The sequence below is a fragment of the Streptomyces resistomycificus genome (assembly GCF_001514265.1).
Classification (GTDB): domain Bacteria; phylum Actinomycetota; class Actinomycetes; order Streptomycetales; family Streptomycetaceae; genus Streptomyces; species Streptomyces resistomycificus.
On sequence record NZ_KQ948991.1, the window covers coordinates 45,303 to 62,980 of the forward strand.

General features: G+C 73.0%; 15 protein-coding genes. 6 read left to right on the plus strand and 9 right to left on the minus strand.

The features are described 5' to 3' along the window. Position 1 precedes the first annotated feature (1 nt). Genes AQJ84_RS14755 through AQJ84_RS14765 form a run of 3 tightly spaced genes read right to left on the minus strand, consistent with a single transcriptional unit; the run spans position 2 to position 3,641 of the window. Positions 2-1,726, minus strand: coding sequence for an L-aspartate oxidase (locus tag AQJ84_RS14755; protein ID WP_053191314.1), 1,725 nt, complete (start codon positions 1,724-1,726; stop codon positions 2-4). After that, positions 1,723-2,715, minus strand: coding sequence for a pantoate--beta-alanine ligase (gene panC / locus AQJ84_RS14760; RefSeq protein ID WP_030043362.1), 993 nt, complete (start codon positions 2,713-2,715; stop codon positions 1,723-1,725). Before panC ends, AQJ84_RS14755 begins: the two co-directional genes overlap by 4 nt. Beyond that, a complete protein-coding gene (locus AQJ84_RS14765) occupies positions 2,712-3,641 on the minus strand; it encodes a Rossmann-like and DUF2520 domain-containing protein (RefSeq protein WP_030043361.1) in 930 nt (309 codons plus the stop codon). The genes panC and AQJ84_RS14765 overlap by 4 nt, the downstream gene beginning before the upstream one ends. 218 nt (positions 3,642-3,859) lie before the next feature. On the opposite strand from AQJ84_RS14765, the gene AQJ84_RS14770 reads away from it, so the two are divergent. After that, the gene (locus tag AQJ84_RS14770) at positions 3,860-5,044 is read left to right on the plus strand and encodes a threonine aldolase family protein (protein WP_030043360.1); all 1,185 of its coding nucleotides are present in this window, start codon (positions 3,860-3,862) and stop codon (positions 5,042-5,044) included. A gap of 58 nt (positions 5,045-5,102) precedes the next feature. On the opposite strand, the gene AQJ84_RS14775 is transcribed toward AQJ84_RS14770, so the two are convergent. After that, a complete protein-coding gene (locus tag AQJ84_RS14775; protein WP_030043359.1) occupies positions 5,103-5,288 on the minus strand; it encodes a hypothetical protein in 186 nt (61 codons plus the stop codon). Positions 5,289-5,551: 263 nt separating this feature from the next. Between AQJ84_RS14775 and AQJ84_RS14780 the strand changes: the two genes are divergently transcribed. Further along, positions 5,552-6,658: a DUF5937 family protein gene (locus AQJ84_RS14780; RefSeq protein ID WP_053191312.1), complete on the plus strand. Its 1,107-nt coding sequence runs from the start codon at positions 5,552-5,554 to the stop codon at positions 6,656-6,658. Positions 6,659-6,688: 30 nt separating this feature from the next. Here AQJ84_RS14780 and AQJ84_RS14785 read toward each other — a convergent pair whose 3' ends face one another. Both AQJ84_RS14785 and AQJ84_RS14790 read right to left on the minus strand, forming a co-directional pair. Beyond that, positions 6,689-7,360 carry a response regulator gene (locus AQJ84_RS14785; RefSeq protein ID WP_030043356.1) on the minus strand — a complete coding sequence of 224 codons (672 nt, stop codon included), beginning with the start codon at positions 7,358-7,360 and terminating at the stop codon, positions 6,689-6,691. A 55-nt stretch (positions 7,361-7,415) separates the two neighbouring features. Next, complete coding sequence (locus tag AQJ84_RS14790) at positions 7,416-8,618, minus strand: sensor histidine kinase (protein WP_053191310.1); 1,203 nt, start codon at positions 8,616-8,618, stop codon at positions 7,416-7,418. A gap of 118 nt (positions 8,619-8,736) precedes the next feature. Here AQJ84_RS14790 and AQJ84_RS14795 point away from each other — a divergent pair, with 118 nt between their 5' ends. After that, the gene (locus AQJ84_RS14795) at positions 8,737-9,759 is read left to right on the plus strand and encodes an SAM-dependent methyltransferase (RefSeq protein WP_030043353.1); all 1,023 of its coding nucleotides are present in this window, start codon (positions 8,737-8,739) and stop codon (positions 9,757-9,759) included. Here the strand turns inward: AQJ84_RS14795 and AQJ84_RS14800 are convergent. Further along, positions 9,724-10,875, minus strand: coding sequence for an NADH-quinone oxidoreductase subunit D (locus AQJ84_RS14800; RefSeq protein WP_053191308.1), 1,152 nt, complete (start codon positions 10,873-10,875; stop codon positions 9,724-9,726). The genes AQJ84_RS14795 and AQJ84_RS14800 overlap by 36 nt on opposite strands. 31 nt (positions 10,876-10,906) lie before the next feature. Between AQJ84_RS14800 and AQJ84_RS14805 the strand changes: the two genes are divergently transcribed. Together AQJ84_RS14805 and AQJ84_RS14810 are read left to right on the plus strand one after the other, a co-directional pair. Beyond that, positions 10,907-11,410 (plus strand): PH domain-containing protein, encoded by a 504-nt coding sequence (locus tag AQJ84_RS14805; protein WP_030043350.1) that lies wholly within the window; start codon positions 10,907-10,909, stop codon positions 11,408-11,410. Continuing rightward, a complete protein-coding gene (locus tag AQJ84_RS14810) occupies positions 11,407-12,744 on the plus strand; it encodes a PH domain-containing protein (RefSeq protein ID WP_030043349.1) in 1,338 nt (445 codons plus the stop codon). The genes AQJ84_RS14805 and AQJ84_RS14810 overlap by 4 nt, the downstream gene beginning before the upstream one ends. Before the next feature lie 19 nt (positions 12,745-12,763). Here the strand turns inward: AQJ84_RS14810 and AQJ84_RS14815 are convergent, their stop codons facing one another. Beyond that, positions 12,764-14,239, minus strand: coding sequence for a prolipoprotein diacylglyceryl transferase (locus AQJ84_RS14815; protein ID WP_078632278.1), 1,476 nt, complete (start codon positions 14,237-14,239; stop codon positions 12,764-12,766). A 166-nt stretch (positions 14,240-14,405) separates the two neighbouring features. Next, a complete protein-coding gene (locus AQJ84_RS14820) occupies positions 14,406-15,539 on the minus strand; it encodes an alpha/beta hydrolase (RefSeq protein WP_030043346.1) in 1,134 nt (377 codons plus the stop codon). A 188-nt stretch (positions 15,540-15,727) separates the two neighbouring features. Between AQJ84_RS14820 and AQJ84_RS14825 the strand changes: the two genes are divergently transcribed. After that, positions 15,728-17,539, plus strand: coding sequence for a phosphatidylglycerol lysyltransferase domain-containing protein (locus AQJ84_RS14825; protein ID WP_030043345.1), 1,812 nt, complete (start codon positions 15,728-15,730; stop codon positions 17,537-17,539). Positions 17,540-17,678: the final 139 nt, after the last annotated feature.

Below are 17,678 nucleotides of genomic sequence, written 5' to 3' on the forward strand. Positions count from 1 at the left end.
GTCACTGCTCCTGGGGACGGTGGGGCTGCTGGCGGGTCGGTGGGAAGTCTGGGGTGTCCGTGGTGTGTACGGCCAGCGTCCGGTCGGGATTCAGCCGTACGACGATGTGGCGGCGCCAGGCCGTGTCGTCGCGCTCCGCGTGGTCCTCGCGCCAGTGGCAGCCGCGGGTCTCCTCGCGCACACGGGCGGCGGCGACCAGGACGCGGGCCACACACAGGAGGTTGGTGGCCTCCCAGGTGTCGACGCCGGGCTCGGCCGTCTTGCCGTTCTCGTCGAGGGCGTCCCGCGCCTCACTGTGCAGCCGCTGGAGGGCGTCCGCGGCGGTCGCGAGGGACTCGGCGGAGCGCAGGACGCCCGCGCCCCGCGTCATGGTCCGCTGGATCGCGAACCGGGCCTCGGGCGCCAGCAGGGGGTGGGCGGGCTTCTCGGGGCGCTCGACGGGCGCGGGCACGCGCGCGAGGAGGCCGTCGTCCGCCCGGCGGGCGGCGATGTCGGCGGCGATGCGCTCGGCGTAGACCAGGCCCTCCAGGAGGGAGTTCGACGCGAGCCGGTTCGCGCCGTGCACGCCGGTGCAGGCGACCTCGCCGCACGCGTACAGGCCGGCGACGGTGGTCCGGCCGCGGGAGTCGGTGCGGACGCCGCCCGAGGCGTAGTGGGCGGCCGGGGCGACCGGGATGGGCTCGTGGACCGGGTCGATGCCGTGGGCGCGGCAGGCGGCGAGGATCGTCGGGAAGCGGTGCTCCCACATGTCGGCGCCGAAGTGCCGGGCGTCGAGGAACATCTGCTCGACGTCCTGCTCCCGCATGCGGCGCATGATGCCCTTGGCGACGATGTCCCGGGGCGCCAGTTCGGCGAGTTCGTGCTGGCCGACCATGAAGCGTACGCCGTCGGCGTCGACCAGGTGGGCGCCCTCACCGCGCACCGCCTCGGAGACGAGGGGCTGCTGGCCCTCGGCGTCGGCGCCGAGGAAGAGCACGGTGGGGTGGAACTGCACGAACTCGAGGTCCGAGACCTCGGCGCCGGCGCGCAGGGCCAGCGCGACGCCGTCGCCCGTCGACACGGACGGGTTGGTGGTCGCCGAGAAGACCTGGCCCATGCCGCCGGTCGCGAGGACGACCGCGGGAGCGTGCACGGCGCCCACGCCGTCGTGCTGGCCCTCGCCCATGACGTGCAGGCTCACGCCCGCGGTGCGGCCGTCGGCGTCCGTCAGGAGGTCCAGGACGAGCGCGTTCTCGATCGTGCGCAGGCCCCGCGCGCGTACCGCCTCGACGAGCGCCCGCGAGATCTCCGCCCCGGTCGCGTCGCCGCCCGCGTGGGCTATCCGGCGGCGGTGGTGACCGCCCTCGCGGGTCAGCTCCAGGCGGCCCTCCTCGGACTCGTCGAAGTGGGCGCCGGTCTCGATGAGCCGGCGCACGGCGTCGGGCCCTTCGGTGACGAGGATCCGTACGGCCTCCTCGTCGCACAGGCCCGCGCCCGCCACCAGCGTGTCGTCCAGGTGCTGTTCGGGTGTGTCGCCCTCGCCGAGGGCCGCGGCGATACCGCCCTGGGCCCAGCGGGTGGAGCCGTCGTCCAGTCGGGCCTTGGTGACCACGACCGTCGTCATGCCCTCGGCCTCGCAGCGCAGGGCGGCGGTGAGCCCGGCGACCCCGGAGCCGACGACGATCACGTCGGCGTCGATGGACCAGCCCGGTGCCGGCGCGTGCAGTCGTATGCCTGTGCTGGTCACGAGGCGGCTCCGAAGGTTAGGGGGATGTTGTCGATCAGCCGGGTCGTGCCGACCCGGGCGGCGACGGCGAGGACGGCCTCGCCGGTGAAGTCGTCCTCGATCTCGGTGAAGTCGGACGGGTCGACCAGTGCCAGGTAGTCCAGGGCCAGCGGCGGGGAGAGCCGGCCGGCGTCGTCGAGGACCAGGCGGGCGGCGGCGCGGACGGCCGTGGGGCCTGCCGGGGAGGCCTTCGCGACGGCGTGGGTGTCGGCGGCCGCGCGGGACTCCCCTATGGCGCTGAGCGCCTCGGCACGGGCGTGCGTGGCTGGCACCTCGCGGGCCCGCGCGCGCAGCGCCTCCTGTGCCGCGTGCCGGTCGCGGCCCGCGAACAGTGCGCGAGACAGCGCGAGGGCCGTGCGCCGCTCCTCGGGCCGGAGGTAGCGGTTGCGGCTGGAGAGGGCGAGGCCGTCCTCCTCGCGCACGGTGGGTACGCCGACGATCTCGACGCCGAAGTTCAGGTCCCGGGCCATGCGGCGGATCAGGGCGAGCTGCTGGGCGTCCTTCTGGCCGTAGAGGGCGATGTCGGGGCGGGTGAGGTGCAGCAGTTTGGCGACGACGGTGAGCATCCCGTCGAAGTGGCCCGGACGCGAGGCGCCCTCCAGGCGCTCCCCCATCGGGCCGGCGCTGACGCGCACCTGGGGTTCGCCGCCCGGGTAGACCTCCTCGACGGCCGGGGCGAACACCGCGTCCGCGCCCGCGCCCTCGGCGATCTTGAGGTCGGCGTCCAGGGTGCGCGGGTAGCGGTCGAGGTCCTCGCCCTTGCCGAACTGCAGCGGGTTCACGAAGACGGTGACCACGACCTCGCCGTCCGGTCCGGCGATCTCACGGGCGGTGCGGATCAGGGTGGCGTGCCCCTCGTGCAGGGCGCCCATGGTCATCACGACGGCGCGACGGCCCACGCGTGCGCGTGCGTGCAGTTCGTCGGCGGTGCGCAGCAGGGCGGTGGTCATCGGGTGTCCCCTTCGGTGCCGTCGGTCCCGTGGGCGAGTACCCCGAGGAGGTCCTCCGCGAGTTCCGGCTTCAGCAGGCCGTGGGCGAGGGCGCGGTCCGCGGTCGCGCGGGCCATCGCCAGGTAGCCGGCGACGGTCTGCGGGGCGTGCTTGCGCAGTTCGATGACGTGGGCGGCGACAGTGCCCGCGTCCCCGCGCGCGACAGGGCCGGTGAGGGCCGCGTCACCGGAGCGCAGGGCGTTGTCGAGGGCGGCGCCGAGCAGCGGGCCGAGCATCCGGTCGGGGGCGGCGACCCCGGCCGTGCGCAGCAGCTCCATGGACTGGGCGACCAGCGTCACCAGGTGGTTGGCGCCCAGCGCGAGAGCCGCGTGGTAGAGCGGCCGGTTCTCCTCGGCGATCCACTCGGGCTCGCCGCCCATCTCGATGACGAGGGCCTCGGCGGCCAGCCGCAGCTCGTCGGGTGCCGTGACGCCGAAGGAGCAGCCGGCCAGGCGCTGGACGTCCACAGGGGTGCCGGTGAAGGTCATCGCCGGGTGCAGGGCGAGCGGCAGCGCGCCCGCGCGCAGGGCCGGGTCCAGGACCTTCGCGCCGTACCGTCCGGAGGTGTGCACGAGCAGCTGTCCGGGCCGGACCGCGCCGGTGTCGACGAGGCCCTCGACCAGCCCCACGAGCGCGTCGTCGGGGACGGTCAGCAGCACCAGGTCGACGCGCCGCATGACCTCGGCGGGCGGGACGACCGGCACCTCGGGCAGCATCTCGGCGGCGCGTTTCCTGGAGACGTCGGAGACACCCGAGACGGCCACCGGGCGGTGTCCGGCGAGTTGCAGGGACGCGGCGAGCGCGGGGCCCACCCGGCCGGCGCCGATGACGCCGACGGTGAGCCGCGCGGGGCGGTCCTTGGGGTCTGGCTGGTGGACTGTACTCACGCGACGGCGGCCTTCCCGTTCCAGTCCGCTCTGGGTACCGGACGATTTCTCGTCATGTTAACGCGATCGGTTCCGGGGCCGTCCGGTTGTCCACAGGCTGTGGGTTCCCGGCCGGCCCGCTGGGCACGGCCGGGCGGTGCGGCGCGCACCGCGCGGGCGGCGACGGGACGGCGGAAACGCGTGTGCCCGCACGGACCCTCGCGCGGCATGATCCGAGCATGACGGATACGGCGGAACAGGGCGCGGGCGCTGAGCAGTCGGCACGGGAACGGCTACGGGAACGGCGGGCGAGCGCCCACAACGACGCCGAGCGCGTGCTGTCACGCGCGGGCTTTCGCAGGTCGCTGCGTGAACAGCTCGCTCGTCTGCAGGAGACGGCACCGCACGTGTACGACCTGGACGAGCCCGGTGACATGTACGGCGACCGGATCGTGGAGTCCCTGGAGAGGCGCGTCGCCTCTCTCCTGGGCACCGAGGCCGCAGCGTTCTTCCCGACCGGCACGATGGCCCAGCAGATCGCCCTGCGCTGCTGGGCGGGCCGCACCGGCAACCCCACGGTGGCGTTGCACGCGCTCGCCCACCCCGAGGTGCACGAGCGGAACGCGCTCAGCGAGGTCGCGGGGCTGCGCCCGGTCCGTGTGACGAGCGAGCCCCGCCTGCCCACGGCCGAGGAGGTGCGGGACTTCGAGGAGCCGTTCGGGGCGTTGATGCTGGAACTGCCCCTCAGGGACGCCGGTTTCGTGCTGCCCTCCTGGGAGGAGCTGACGGAGGTCGTGGCGGCGGCACGCGAGCGTGACGCGGTGGTGCACTTCGACGGCGCGCGCCTGTGGGAGTCCACCGTCCACTTCGGCCGGCCCCTGGAGGAGATCGCCGGCCTGGCGGACAGCGTCTACGTGTCGTTCTACAAGTCGCTCGACGGCTTCGGCGGCGCCGCCCTGGCGGGCCCGGAGACGCTGGTGGAGGAGGCCAGGACCTGGCGCCACCGCTACGGCGGCACGGTCTTCCAGCAGTTCCCGACGGCTCTGTCGGCGCTCGTCGGGCTGGAACGGGAGCTGCCCCGGCTGCCGGAGTACGTGGCCCACGCGCGCGTGGTCGCCGCCGCGCTGCGCGAGGGCTTCGCCGCGGCCGGCGTGCCCTGGGCACGCGTCTTCCCCGAGGAGCCGCACACCCACGAGTTCCAGGTCTGGCTGCCCTACGACCCTGACGTCCTCGCCGAGGCGGCCCTGAGGCAGGCCGAGGAGACGAGAACAATGCTCTTCGGCGTCCCCTGGGGCCGGGGCGGACCGGGCCTGGGTGTCACCGAGGTCACCGTCCGCGCCGACGGCCTGAAGTGGACGGCCGACGACGTACGCGAGGCGGTCGCGGACTTCGTCGCCCGGGTGAGCGAGGTGGCCGGCGCCTAGGTGGGCAGGTGGAACGCGCCCGGGGGAGTCAGCACGCGGACCGGGAGCGTGGGTGCAGTCACCGGTCCAGGGCCCGCCGTATCCGCCCGCGGGCCGGGCGCTGCGCGAGGACCGCGCCGAAGCGCCGGTGGTCGCGCAGTTCCCGCACGATCTGCCAGTCGTTCGCCCCGGGTGCGGGCGGCAGGGGCTCGCCCAGGCGCTGGGCGCGGTGGGTGTCGAGGAGGTACTGCTGGGTGATGCTCATGACGGTCACCTCTCGGGACGTAGGAGACGTGGCAGACGTGGGAGGCCTGGGAGACGTAGGAAGCCTGGGAGACGTAGGAGATGTGGACGGCGTCGAGGAGGCGTTGAGCGGCGATGTGGCGGCATCGGCTCCGCGGCTGCCCCGTGCTTCCAGGTGCTCCCCGGTGATCCCAGGTTGCGCCGCCACGGCCGCGGAGTCGCGTCGGTTGACCGAGCCCGTCAATCGACGACGGCGATGTCGGTGGCGGGGTGCACCATGAGGTCATGAGCGTGCACATCGACATCGCGGGGCTGCGGCCGGAGAGGATCGCCGTCGTCCTCTCACCCCTGGCCGAGCTCGGCATGGCGCTGCACGCGCTCGCCGAGCCGGGGCACCATCCAGGCCTGCAGGGCTGGGTGACGGGCGTGACGGCCCGGCTCGACTCGCATCTGGCCGACCGGATGTGCGAGGCGGACTTCCTGTGGCGGACGACGTTCTCGGACCTCTTCATGCCCTTCGCCGGCGTCCCCGGCAGGAGCACGCTCCCGGGGGCCACGCTCGCCGAGGACCTCGACCTGGTGGACAAGCTGACGGACGAGCAGTTCGTGGACGCCGCCCTGGAGTTCACGTGCGCGCTGCCCTACGACTCGCAGGGACCCGACGCCCTCTCGGACGCCGAGGTGCGCCGCCGCGCACTGGAGCTGGCGGCGGCACGCGGACCCCGGCAGGTGCGGTTCAGCGAGCGGCTGCTGGACGACCCGCCGCGGATCCGGGCCTGGCTCCGGCAGTTCCTGGAGGACTGCGACGAGGCGTTCTTCGCTGAGGCCTGGTCCCGGCTGCGGCACCAGCTCGCGGCGGACGCCCGCCACAAGACGGACCTCCTGCGCCGCAAGGGGGCGGCCGAGGCCCTGGCCTCGGTGTCCCCCGCGGTGGCGCTCGACGAGTCCGCCGCGCGCATCACCGTCGACAAGCTGGGCAACGGCCGGTCGGCCACCGAGGACGGCGGCCTCCTACTCGTCCCGACGAGCCTGGGCTGGCCACATCTGAGCGTCCTGCACCGCTACGGCTGGCAGCCGACCCTGCACTATCCGGTCGGCTCACCGGAGCTCGCCGCGCCGCCCTCGGTGGAGCAGCTGGCTCTGCGGATGACCGCCCTCTCCCACCCCGTCCGCATGCGGATCTGCCGCCACCTGGCCCGCAGCGCCTACACCACCAGCGAGCTGGCCAGGGTGCACGGCATGACGGCACCCGAGATATCCCGGCACCTCGGCGTGCTGAAGAAGGCGGGCCTGATCACCACGCGCCGCCGCGGCAGATACGTCCTGCACCAGCTGGACGTCACGGTGGTGGCCCGGCTGGGCAGCGACTTCCTGGAGGGAATCCTCCGATAGCCCCGGGGCGCTTCGGCGACGAGGGCGGTGCTAGCCGTGCCCGCCCGCCCGCACCAACCCCGTCTCGTACGCCAGAACCACCACCTGCACCCGGTCCCGCAGCCCGAGCTTGGTCAGGATGCGGCCCACATGGGTCTTGACGGTCGCCTCGGACAGCACGAGCCGCGCCGCGATCTCGCCGTTGGACAGCCCCTGGGCGACCAGCACCATGACCTCGCGCTCGCGGTCGGTGAGCCGCTCCAGCTCCTTGAACTGGGGCTCCTTGCCGGCGCTGGGCAGCATCGGCGCGAAGCGGTCGAGCAGGCGGCGGGTGGTCGAGGGGGCCACCACCGCGTCGCCGCTGTGCACCGCGCGGATGGCGGCCAGCAGCTCGCCGGGCGGCACGTCCTTGAGCATGAACCCGGAGGCTCCGGCCTTCAGCCCGGAGAAGGCGTACTCGTCGAGGTCGAAGGTGGTCAGGATCAGCACCTTCGGCGGCTCGGCCTCCATGCAGATGCGGCGGGTGGTCTCCACCCCGTCCAGCTTCGGCATGCGCACGTCCATCAGGACCACGTCGACGGGGGTCGACCGCAGCACCTGGAGGGCCTCGACGCCGTCGCCCGCCTCCGCGACGACCTCCATGTCCGGCTGGGCGGCGAGCACCATCCGGAACCCGGTGCGCAGCAGCACCTGGTCGTCGACGAGCATCACGCGGATCGCCATCGGGGCCTCTCTTCAAGGGATCGTTACAGGTGTCAATGAAGGACGTACGTCGGCGTCAGTGCACCGGTTTGAGCGGGAGCAGGGCACTGATGCGGAATCCTCCGCCGGGGCGCGGGCCCGCGTCCAGGGTGCCGCCGACCATGCCGACCCGCTCACGCATGCCGATCAGGCCGTGACCCCGGCCGTCGGCGCCCCCGTCCTCGTACAGCTCGTGCGGGGCGCCCTTGCCGTCGTCCTCGACGAGCAGACCGAGTCCGTCGTCGAAGTAGACCAGGCGCACGCTCGCGCCCGCGTTGGGCCCGCCGTGCTTGCGGGTGTTGGTGAGCGCCTCCTGCACGATGCGGTAGGCGGTGAGCTCGACGCCGCTGGGCAGCGGCCGCGCGGTGCCCTCGACCTTGAAGTCGACCGGCAGTCCGGAGCCGCGGCACTGTTCGACGAGGTCCTCGATCTGCTCGACGTCGGGTTGCGGAACGTACTCGCCGCCCTCCTGGTGCTCACCGGTGCGCAGCACACCCAACAGGCGGCGCATCTCGGCCAGGGCCTGGCGGCCGGTGGAGGAGATCGTCTCCAGGGCCTTCTTTGCCTGGTCGGGGGCGGCGTCTAGGACGTAGGCGGCGCCGTCGGCCTGCACCACCATCACCGACACGTTGTGCGCGACCACGTCGTGCAGCTCGCGGGCGATCCGGGCGCGCTCGGCGGCGACGGCGACCTTCGCCTGCGCCTCACGCTCCTTCTCCAGGCGGGCGGCCCGCTCCTCCAGCTGCGCGAAGTAGGCGCGGCGGGTGCGTATCGAGTCGCCGAGCACCCAGGCCAGCGCGAACGGCACCATCAGGAAGATCATCTGCGCGATGTTGCCGAGCTGACCCGCGTCGTCGCTCGGCCAGCGCAGTTGGGCCAGGGGCGCCGCGCACAGGCCGGCGGCCAGCGCGAGCCGGGAGGCCCAGCGGGCGCCCGTCGCGGCCACCGTGTAGACGATCACCAGGAAGCCGAAGTCCGCGGCTGTCGTCTCCACGTCCAGCACGAGCTGCGCCACACCGAGGCCCAGGGCCAGCAGCAGCATCTTCTCGGGCATGCGTCGACGCAGGGCGATGACCAGGCACAACAGGAGAACGATCGGGACGACCACCGCCGGAGCGTCGGTCCCCCGCGCCTCCTGACGGGCCGTCTCGCCCACCACAGAGATCCCGAAGAGGAAGACGGCCCAGAAGCTGTCGACCCATGTCGGGTGCCTGCGGAGAAAGTCATAGAGGCGTTGCACGTAACCCAGCGTAGGGAAGCGAGATGTGTGCAGGGGTCAACCGGAGGGCCGATCCCTGTCCCGTGCGCATACTCCGCAAGGTGGAGGCCTGGTTCACCTGTACGCCTAGCCTGAGCGCGTGACGCAGGAGGAATCAGTGAGTGAACTGCTCGGTTGGCGGGCGGCTACGGAAGCCGCTCTGTACGGACCGGGGGGTTTCTACCGCAGGCCCGAGGGGCCGGGAGCGCACTTCCGTACGTCCGTGCACGCGTCCGCGCTGTTCGCCGAGGCCGTGGCCCGGCTGCTGTGCCGGATCGACGAGGCCCTGGGGCGACCCGAGACGCTCGACTTCGTCGACATGGCGGCCGGGCGGGGCGAGTTGGCGGCCGGGGTGCTCGCTGCGCTGCCCGGGAGCGTGGCCTCCCGCGCGCGCGGGTACGCCGTCGAGGTCGCCGCCCGCCCCGAGGGCCTCGATCACCGGATCGAGTGGCTTCCCGAGCCCCCGGTGGGGATCACCGGGCTGCTGTTCGCCAACGAGTGGCTGGACAACGTCCCCGTGGACGTCGTCGAGGTGGACTCCGCCGGCGTACCGCGGTTGGTGCTCGTGGGGCCCGACGGGCACGAGCGGCTCGGGGAGCCCGTCTCCGGCGCGGCGGCGCGGTGGCTCGCCCGCTGGTGGCCGTTGCCGGCCGAGGAGGGGCTGCGGGCCGAGATCGGGGCGCCCCGGGACGAGGCCTGGGCGTCGGCGGCCGCGACCGTCGGCCGCGGGCTCGCGGTGGCGGTTGACTACGCGCACACCGCCGGCTCGCGGCCCCTGTTCGGGACGCTCACCGGCTTCCGGGAGGGGCGCGAGACGACGCCCGTGCCGGACGGGTCGTGCGACATCACCGCGCACGTCGCCCTGGACGCGTGCGCGCTCCCGGGCGGGCGCGTGCTGTCCCAGCGCGAGGCGCTGCGGACCCTGGGCATCTCGGGCGCACGCCCCCCGCTGGCACTGGCGTCGACACGACCCGCGGCCTATGTACGCGCCCTGGCGAGGGCCGGCGAGGCCGCCGAGCTGACGGCGGCGGGCGGACTCGGCGACTTCGGATGGCTGCTCCAGCCGGTGGGGACACCCCTCGCGGGGCTACTTGTCGATGTCCCCGACCACGAAGAACAGTGACCCCAGGATCGCCACCATGTCGGCGACCAGCGTGCCCGGCAACAGCTCCGCGAGGGCCTGGATGTTGTTGTACGAGGCGGAGCGCAGCTTCAGCCGGTACGGGGTCTTCTCGCCCTTGCTGACGAGGTAGTAGCCGTTGATGCCGAGAGGGTTCTCGGTCCACGCGTAGGTGTGCCCCTCGGGCGCCTTCAGGACCTTGGGGAGCCGCTGGTTGATCGGCCCGGACGGCAGGTCGGCGAGCCGGTCGAGGCAGGCGTCGGCGAGGTCGAGGGCGTTGTGCGTCTGCTCCAGGAGGACCTCGAAGCGGGCGAGACAGTCGCCCTCCGTCCGGGTCACCACCTTCAGGGTGTCCTGGAGCTCGCCGTAGGCCAGGTACGGCTCGTCGCGGCGCAGGTCGAAGTCGACGCCCGAGGCGCGCGCGATCGGCCCGCTCACGCCGTAGGCGTGCACGGCCTCCGGTGCGAGGACGCCCACGTCCCGCGTGCGCCCGCGGAAGATCTCGTTGCCGAGCACCAGGTCGTCGTAGACGTCCATCCGTGAGCGGACGGCGGCGACGGCGGCACGCGCGCGCGTGGCCCATCCGGCCGGCAGGTCCTCCTTGAGGCCGCCGACCCGGTTGAACATGTAGTGCATGCGCCCGCCGGAGACCTCCTCCATCACGTTCTGGAGCACCTCGCGCTCCCGGAACGCGTAGAAGACCGGGGTGATGCCGCCCAGCTCCAGGGGATAGGACCCCAGGAACATCAGGTGGTTCAGCACCCGGTTCAGCTCCGCGAGGAGCGTGCGCGTCCACACCGCGCGCTGGGGGACCTCCATGCCGAGCATGCGCTCCACCCCGAGGACGACGCCCAGCTCGTTCGAGAAGGCCGACAGCCAGTCGTGGCGGTTGGCGAGCATGATGATCTGGCGGTAGTCGCGCGCCTCGAAGAGCTTCTCCGCGCCGCGGTGCATATAGCCGATCACCGGCTCCGCGCTCGTGATGCGCTCGCCGTCCAGGACGAGCCTGAGGCGCAGCACACCGTGCGTGGACGGGTGCTGCGGACCGATGTTGAGCACCATGTCGGTGCTCTCCGCGGCGCCGCCGATGCCGACCATGGTCTCCGTCGTAGGAGTCATGGACACAGTCTCCCCTACGTACGCTGACCGTATGGAGACGGGGAGCACGGCCGACACGGGGACGACGGGGGACGAGCCGGTGTGGACCGGACTGCCGCCAGGGCTGCTGCGGATGCGGCGGCTGCTGCTGGTGGTGTGGCTGGGGCTGCTGGCCGTGGGGCTGGGGCTGCTGCTCGGTCTGCTCGCCGGACCACCCTGGGCCGCCTTCGCGGTGCTGCCGCTCGCCCTCATGGGGTGGGGGTGGGTGATGCTCGGTCGCAACTGGGCCTCCTGGCGCTACGCCGAGCGCGCGGACGATCTGCTGATCAGCCGGGGCGTGCTGTGGCAGGAGGAGACCGTGGTGCCGTACGGGCGGATGCAGCTGGTCGAGGTCACCTCCGGGCCCGTCGAACGCCACTTCGGGCTGGCCAGCGTGCAGCTGCGCACCGCGGCCGCGGCGACCGACGCGACCATCCCGGGCCTCGACCCGGACGAGGCGGAGCGGCTGCGGGACCGGCTCACCGAGCTCGGCGAGGCCCGATCGGCCGGCCTGTGACGGCGCCGGGCGTGGACGACGCCGTACGCGGGAGGCCGACCGTCACCGAGCGGCGGCTGCACCCCGTGACGCCGCTCAGGCGGGCCTGGGCGCCGATCGCCGTGGTCATCGGGTGGGCTGTGCACGACCCCGACCAGGCGCAGCGCCAGCTGACCCGGCTGACCACCACCACACTGCTGATCGCGCTGGCCGTGGTGATCCCGGCCGCCGCCCTGTACGGCTTTTTGACCTGGTGGTTCACGCACTTCGCGGTGACCGACGCCGAACTGCGCATCCGTACCGGCCTGCTGTTCAGGCGCACAGCGCACATCCGGCTCGAACGGATCCAGGCCGTCGACGTCACCCAGCCGCTGCTCGCGCGGGTCGCGGGGGTGGCCAAACTCAAACTCGACGTCGTGGGCGCCGACAAGAAGGACGAACTCGCCTTCCTGGGCGAGGACGAGGCGCGCGCCCTGCGCGCGGAACTCCTCGCGCGCGCCGCCGGTTTCGCGCCGGAGACGGCGCACGAGGTGGGCGAGGCGCCCTCCCGCGAGCTGCTGCGCGTTCCGCCCGGCGTCCTCGCCGTCTCGCTGGTGCTGACCGCCGCCACGTGGGCCACGCTGGCCGCCGCGCTCGTCGTACCGCCGCTGCTGTGGTGGGCCACCCACAGCGTGTGGACGGTCCTCGCGACCGCGCTGCCACTGCTGGGCGCGGCGGGCGCGAGCAGCGTGGGGCGGTTCGTCGGGGAGTACGACTGGACGGTGGGCGAGTCGCCGGACGGGCTGCGGATCGACCACGGGCTGCTGGACCGTACGCACGAGACGGTGCCGCCGGGGCGTGTGCAGACCGTACGGATCGTGGAGCCGCTGCTGTGGCGGCGGCGCGGCTGGGTGCGGGTGGAGCTGGACGTGGCCGGGTCGTCCAACTCGGTGCTGGTGCCGGTCGCACCCCGGGAGGTCGCCGAGGCGGTCATCGCGCGCGTGCTGCCCGGCGTGACCGTGCCGCCGCTGTCGGCGCTCTCCCGGCCGCCGCGGCGAGCCGCGCGGTGCGTGCCGTGGTGGTGGCGTGGCTACGGACTCGTCGTCACCGACGCGGTGTTCGCCGCCCGCCACGGCCTGCTCCGCCGCAGCCTGGCACTCGTCCCGCACGCGAAGGTGCAGAGCGTACGGCTGGCGCAGGGGCCCTGGCAGCGCGTCTGGCGCGTCGCGGACGTCCACGTGGACACCGGGGCCAACAAGACCGTGACAGCGCGGCTGCGGGACGCGCAGGAGGCGGCGGAGCTGCTGCGGGCCCAGGCGGAGAGGTCCCGGACGGGCCGCAGGGGCGCGCGACCCGACCGTTGGATGGCGTCCTAGGGAGCCCTGAGGGCTGCCGTCAGGAAACCGCGCTGCGCAGCACCTGCACGTCGATCTGCTCCGTCTCGTCGTGGGCCGTCAGGTCGATGACCTGACCGATGCCACGCGAGCCCTCGTCCGCCGGCTTGAACTCCGCCTCGGACTCGGCCTTGTGCAGGGCGAGCGCCTCCTGGCCGACGACGTCGGCGAGGTCCTCGTTCTGCACGGCGGCCAGCGCGGCCGGGGCCGCCCCCTTCTGGGTACCGAAGAAGTCGAATCCGCCCTCGACGTGCGGACGGCGCGAGGGTGACGCCGGTGCGACCGCCACCGCGGTCGGCGCGACGAAGTGGCCGGAGGGCTGCCGGCCCGGCTGGGCGGCCTTGGCCGGAGTGGTGGCGGCCGCGCGCTCATGCCCGTCGGCCGCCACGGGCTTCCCCCGCGTCTCGTCCTCCTGCGCGGCCTCCGCGTCGGTGCCGCCGGCGGCACCGGCCGCCGTCTCCTCCACGGAACCGACCTTCACCGGCTCGCCCTTGGGGGCGTCCCCTCGGGGACCGGTCTTCGCCGTGACCTTGGGACCGGTCGCCGCCGCGGCCGCGGGCCCGTCCTCGGGCCGGCTCTGGGCGGGGGTGTCGGGCTCGTCCTCGGCAGCCGGCCCGCTCGCTGCCTCGGGCTCGTCCGCGGGCTCGTCCAGGGGGTCCGCGTCGGGCTCGTCCTGGGACTCCGCCCTGGGCTCGCCCGTCTGCTCGTCGTTCGCCGCGCCGTCCTCGGCGTCGTTCACCGTGGCGTCGTTCACCGTGGCGTCGCCCTCGTCGCCGAAGCGTGCCAGCGCTCCCTTGGCCCGCAGGAACAGCTTGGAGCCCGCCGGCGAGAAGACCGCCGGAGTCTCGGTCTCGTCCTTCGCCTCGTCCTCAGACGCGTCCGTCGCCCCGTCCGTCGCCGCCACGGAGTCGGCGGCGACGTCGGCATCGCGCTCGGCCTCGGCCGCCTCGACCGGGGCAGCCACGGCCCCCGCCTCGTCCAGCGGCGTCGCCGGCGCCGGCAGCAGCGCGGGAGTCGGGGCGGTCGTCTCTATCTCGAGCAGGCGGCGGCCCTCCAGCGCGGTCGCCCGCTCGGTCTCCGCCGTGGCGTACCGCCGCAGCAGCGCCGCGTGTTCGTTGCGCAGCCCCGCGAGTTCCGTCCGCTTGGCCCGCAGCCGCTGCTCCAGCTTGACGCGCAGCTCGCGCGACTCCTCGAGATCGGTCTCCAGTTCGGCGACCCGTTCCTCGTAACGCCACTCGTCGCTCGCACGCGCGCGCGTGAGGTCGGCGACCTGCTTGCCCGCCTGGGTGTCCCAGCGGCGCAGGACGACCGCGCCCAGGACCGCCGTCACCGCGGCGGCCGCGGCCAGTGCGCGGAGCACCGTCTGCTCCGTGAACACCCAGGGGCCGAGGGCGCAGACGACGGAGACGCCTGCGATCGCCGACGGGGGGAGCATCCTGTGCAGGGGCGGGGAATGGCGGTGACGTCCACGTGGCATGGCCAGAAACTTACCGCGCGTAGGCGAATGATGGTGGCCCGGGCCGTAAAAACACAGCCATCCCGAAGCCTTCACACGTCATCAGGAATCAGATCCGCCACCGAATTCGGCACGATTGGCGCGACGAGGCCGACAAGAACGGCCGAGAACACCCGGAAGCGCAAGATCATTTTCGCTCTCGGTGCAGTCGTTCGCCCATCCACTGAACCGCCGCGGGAATCTCGCGTCGCCAGGTGTTGAAGTTGTGGCCGCCGCTTTCGAGGATGATCGACGAGATACGCGTGCGTCCGTTGTCCTTCACCCGCTCGATGAACTTCAAGGTGTCCTTGTAGTTCGTCTCGCCGGCCTTGCTGCTGGTGACGAGCAGCGAAGTGTCGGGCGCGGGCAGATGCCTGAGACTCCACCACAGGTTCGCGCGGTCGCGCAGTGCCTTGTCGCCGTGGAAGAGATCGCCCGTGGTGGGGTCGACCGGCGCGTTGTAGTACGCGGACAGCCCCGCCCCGGCGGCGTACACCTCGGGGTGGTGGATGGCCAGCTTCAGCGCGCAGTAGCCGCCCGTGGAGTTGCCGATGACGCCCCAGCTGCCCGGCCTCTCGTCCACCCGGTAGTGCGTGGACACGGCGTCGGGCAGGTCCCTGGCGAAGAACGACTCGGTCTGCGGGCCGCCCGGCACATCGGCGCACTCCGTGTCCCGCGGCGGCGCCACGGTCGGCCGCAGCATCACCAGGATCATCGGCTGCATACGGCCGCTTCTGGCGAGCTGCGCGGCCACGCGCGGATAGCGGAGCTTCTCCACCAGCGCCTTGGCGGTGCCCGGATATCCGGTGAGGACGACGGTCGCGGGAAACGTACGTGTGCGGTACCGCGACTGGAAGTACTCCGGGGGCAGATACACGTATGCGGGCGTGGCGATACCCGTCGTACGGCCCGCAATGGCGACTTCCTGGATCTGCCCGCCGGACTGCGGTCTCGCTCCGCCCACGTCCTTCACGCCGTGTGTGCCGACGACTTGGAGAGGCCCGCTGGAACCGATGCCTTTGGCGTGGTCGACGACCACCCCCTGGTCGGTCTCCCGTCCGAACAGGTCCGCCCAGGAGGCGTAGAAACCGAAGGCCTGGTTGGCGGCCAGACCGACCGCCAGGAAGAGCGTCAACTGGGTGGCGAGCAGCAGGCCCACCCGACCGCTGACGGCCCGCCAGCTCCCCCGGGCAAGCCGTGGCCACAGCCACACCGTGCCGATGAACAGCAGTACGGCGGACAGCACCGCCAGCAGCAGTGTCGTGTTGCTCGTGAGCCCCATGGGTTCCTTCGCGCAGGCTTGTCCGGGGCTTTCCCCGGGCTTTGAAACGGTTTTGACAAGGCGAGTGAACCTCTCCCCCTGAGACACCGTCCTAGAGGGCGCAATGTCGCCGGATGCCCGAATCGGGCCCGGATCCAAGGTCTCTCGCGGAACAACGGGATGCAATGTCTGTCAGGACAGATGAGGAAATGTCGGGCGGGGTTCCGACCCGATCACACCGGGTGCGGCGTGCACTGAGTGGTCCGCGCCCCGAGGCCGTCCCCGCCCTCGTCGGCAGAGCGTGCGCGCTGGTGGGCCTGGTGGACATCGCCGCGGGCGTCTTCCCGCGCTTCCGGCACAGCCGTATGCACACCCTGGCCGAGGTGCTGCCCGGCGCGTTCGGCCCGTTCGCGGCCGCGCTCTCGCTCAGCGCCGGCGTCCTGCTGCTGCTGCTCGCGCACGGTCTCAAGCGCCACAAGCGCCGCGCCTGGCGCGCGGCCGTGGTGCTGCTCCCGGCGGGCGCGGTGGCGCAGTTCACCTACCGGCACTCCCTGGTGGGCGTCCTCATCTCACTCGCGCTGCTCGCGCCCCTGCTGCGCCACCGCGACCAGTTCGCGGCCCTGCCCGACCCGCGCAGCCGGTGGCGTGCGCTCACCAACTTCGTCCTCATGGGCGCAGGTTCCCTCGCCCTCGGGCTGGTCATCGTCAGCGCCCACCCCGACCGCCTGGTGGGCGATCCGAGCATGGCCGACCGCATCGCCCACGTGCTGTACGGCCTGTTCGGCTTCGAGGGCCCGGTCGACTACCAGGGCAACACGTCCTGGACGGTCGCCTTCTCCCTGGGCGCTCTGGGCCTGCTGACCGCCATCACGACGATCTACCTGGCCTTCCGCCCCGAGCACCCCGCCGCGCGCCTCACCCCGGAGGACGAGAGCCGTCTGCGGGCCCTCCTGGACAAGCACGGCGGCCGTGACTCGCTCGGCCACTTCGCGCTGCGCCGCGACAAGGCCGTCGTCTTCTCGCCCAGCGGCAAGGCCGCCGTCACCTACCGCGTGGTCTCGGGCGTGATGCTCGCCAGCGGCGACCCGATCGGCGACGTCGAGGCCTGGCCGGGCGCCATCGAACGCTTCATGGACGAGGCCAAGGCCCACTCCTGGACCCCCGCCGTCATGGGCTGCTCCGAGACCGGCGGCGAGGTCTGGACCCGCGAGACCGGCCTCGACGCCCTCGAACTGGGCGACGAGGCGGTGGTGGACGTCGCGGATTTCTCCCTGGCCGGCCGCGCGATGCGCAATGTGCGCCAGATGGTCAAACGCATCGAGCGCGCCGGTTACGAGACCCGGGTACGGCGCGTCCGTGACCTCGGCGAGGCCGAGCTGGAGCGCATCCGCCGCGCCGCCGAGGACTGGCGCGGCACCGACACCGAGCGCGGCTTCTCCATGGCCCTGGGCCGCATCGGCGACCCCGCCGACGGCGACTGCCTCGTCGCCACCGCCCACAAGGCGGACGACCAGCCCGGCCCCTACGGCGACCTCAAGGCGATCCTGCACTTCGTGCCCTGGGGCACCGACGGCGTCTCCCTGGACCTCATGCGGCGGGACCGTGCGGCGGACCCGGGCATGAACGAGCTGCTGATCGTGGCCGCACTGCAGGCGGCACCACGACTCGGCATCGAGCGCGTCTCCCTCAACTTCGCCATGTTCCGCGCCGCCCTGGCCCGCGGCGAGAAGATCGGAGCCGGCCCGGTACTGCGCGCCTGGCGCGGACTGCTGGTCTTCCTCTCCCGGTGGTTCCAGATCGAGTCCCTCTACAAGTTCAACGCTAAGTTCCAGCCCCGGTGGGAGCCCCGCTTCGTCGTCTACCGCGCGTCCGGAGACCTGCCCCGTATCGGCTTCGCGGCCATGCAGGCGGAGGGCTTCGTCAACCTGGCGCTCCCTCTGCCGCGCTTCCTCAGCCGCCGTACGGTCGCCGCGCGCGCGTGCGCCCACGCCGTCGCCGAACGGGACGTCCAGGCGGCGTGACGCGGGGCGGCCTCCCGGCCGACCCGAACAGACCGAGCGGCCAGAAAGGCAGTCCCCACCCCCTCCGGCCCGGGGCTGCCGTTCTGCCGCGCCTGCCGGCGCCGTCCGCCGCCCTCCACCACACACACGGGCCCTCCAC

Excerpts from the sequence above, each read along its gene's own strand:
- panC (WP_030043362.1), bottom strand. The coding sequence starts at position 2,715 with ATGACCACCGCCCTGCTGCGCACCGCCGACGAACTGCACGCACGCGCA.
- AQJ84_RS14770 (WP_030043360.1), top strand. The coding sequence starts at position 3,860 with ATGACGGATACGGCGGAACAGGGCGCGGGCGCTGAGCAGTCGGCACGG.
- AQJ84_RS14775 (WP_030043359.1), bottom strand. The coding sequence starts at position 5,288 with ATGAGCATCACCCAGCAGTACCTCCTCGACACCCACCGCGCCCAGCGC.
- AQJ84_RS14780 (WP_053191312.1), top strand. The coding sequence starts at position 5,552 with ATGAGCGTGCACATCGACATCGCGGGGCTGCGGCCGGAGAGGATCGCC.
- AQJ84_RS14785 (WP_030043356.1), bottom strand. The coding sequence starts at position 7,360 with ATGGCGATCCGCGTGATGCTCGTCGACGACCAGGTGCTGCTGCGCACC.
- AQJ84_RS14800 (WP_053191308.1), bottom strand. The coding sequence starts at position 10,875 with ATGACTCCTACGACGGAGACCATGGTCGGCATCGGCGGCGCCGCGGAG.
- AQJ84_RS14805 (WP_030043350.1), top strand. The coding sequence starts at position 10,907 with ATGGAGACGGGGAGCACGGCCGACACGGGGACGACGGGGGACGAGCCG.
- AQJ84_RS14815 (WP_078632278.1), bottom strand. The coding sequence starts at position 14,239 with ATGCCACGTGGACGTCACCGCCATTCCCCGCCCCTGCACAGGATGCTC.
- AQJ84_RS14820 (WP_030043346.1), bottom strand. The coding sequence starts at position 15,539 with ATGGGGCTCACGAGCAACACGACACTGCTGCTGGCGGTGCTGTCCGCC.
- AQJ84_RS14825 (WP_030043345.1), top strand. The coding sequence starts at position 15,728 with ATGTCGGGCGGGGTTCCGACCCGATCACACCGGGTGCGGCGTGCACTG.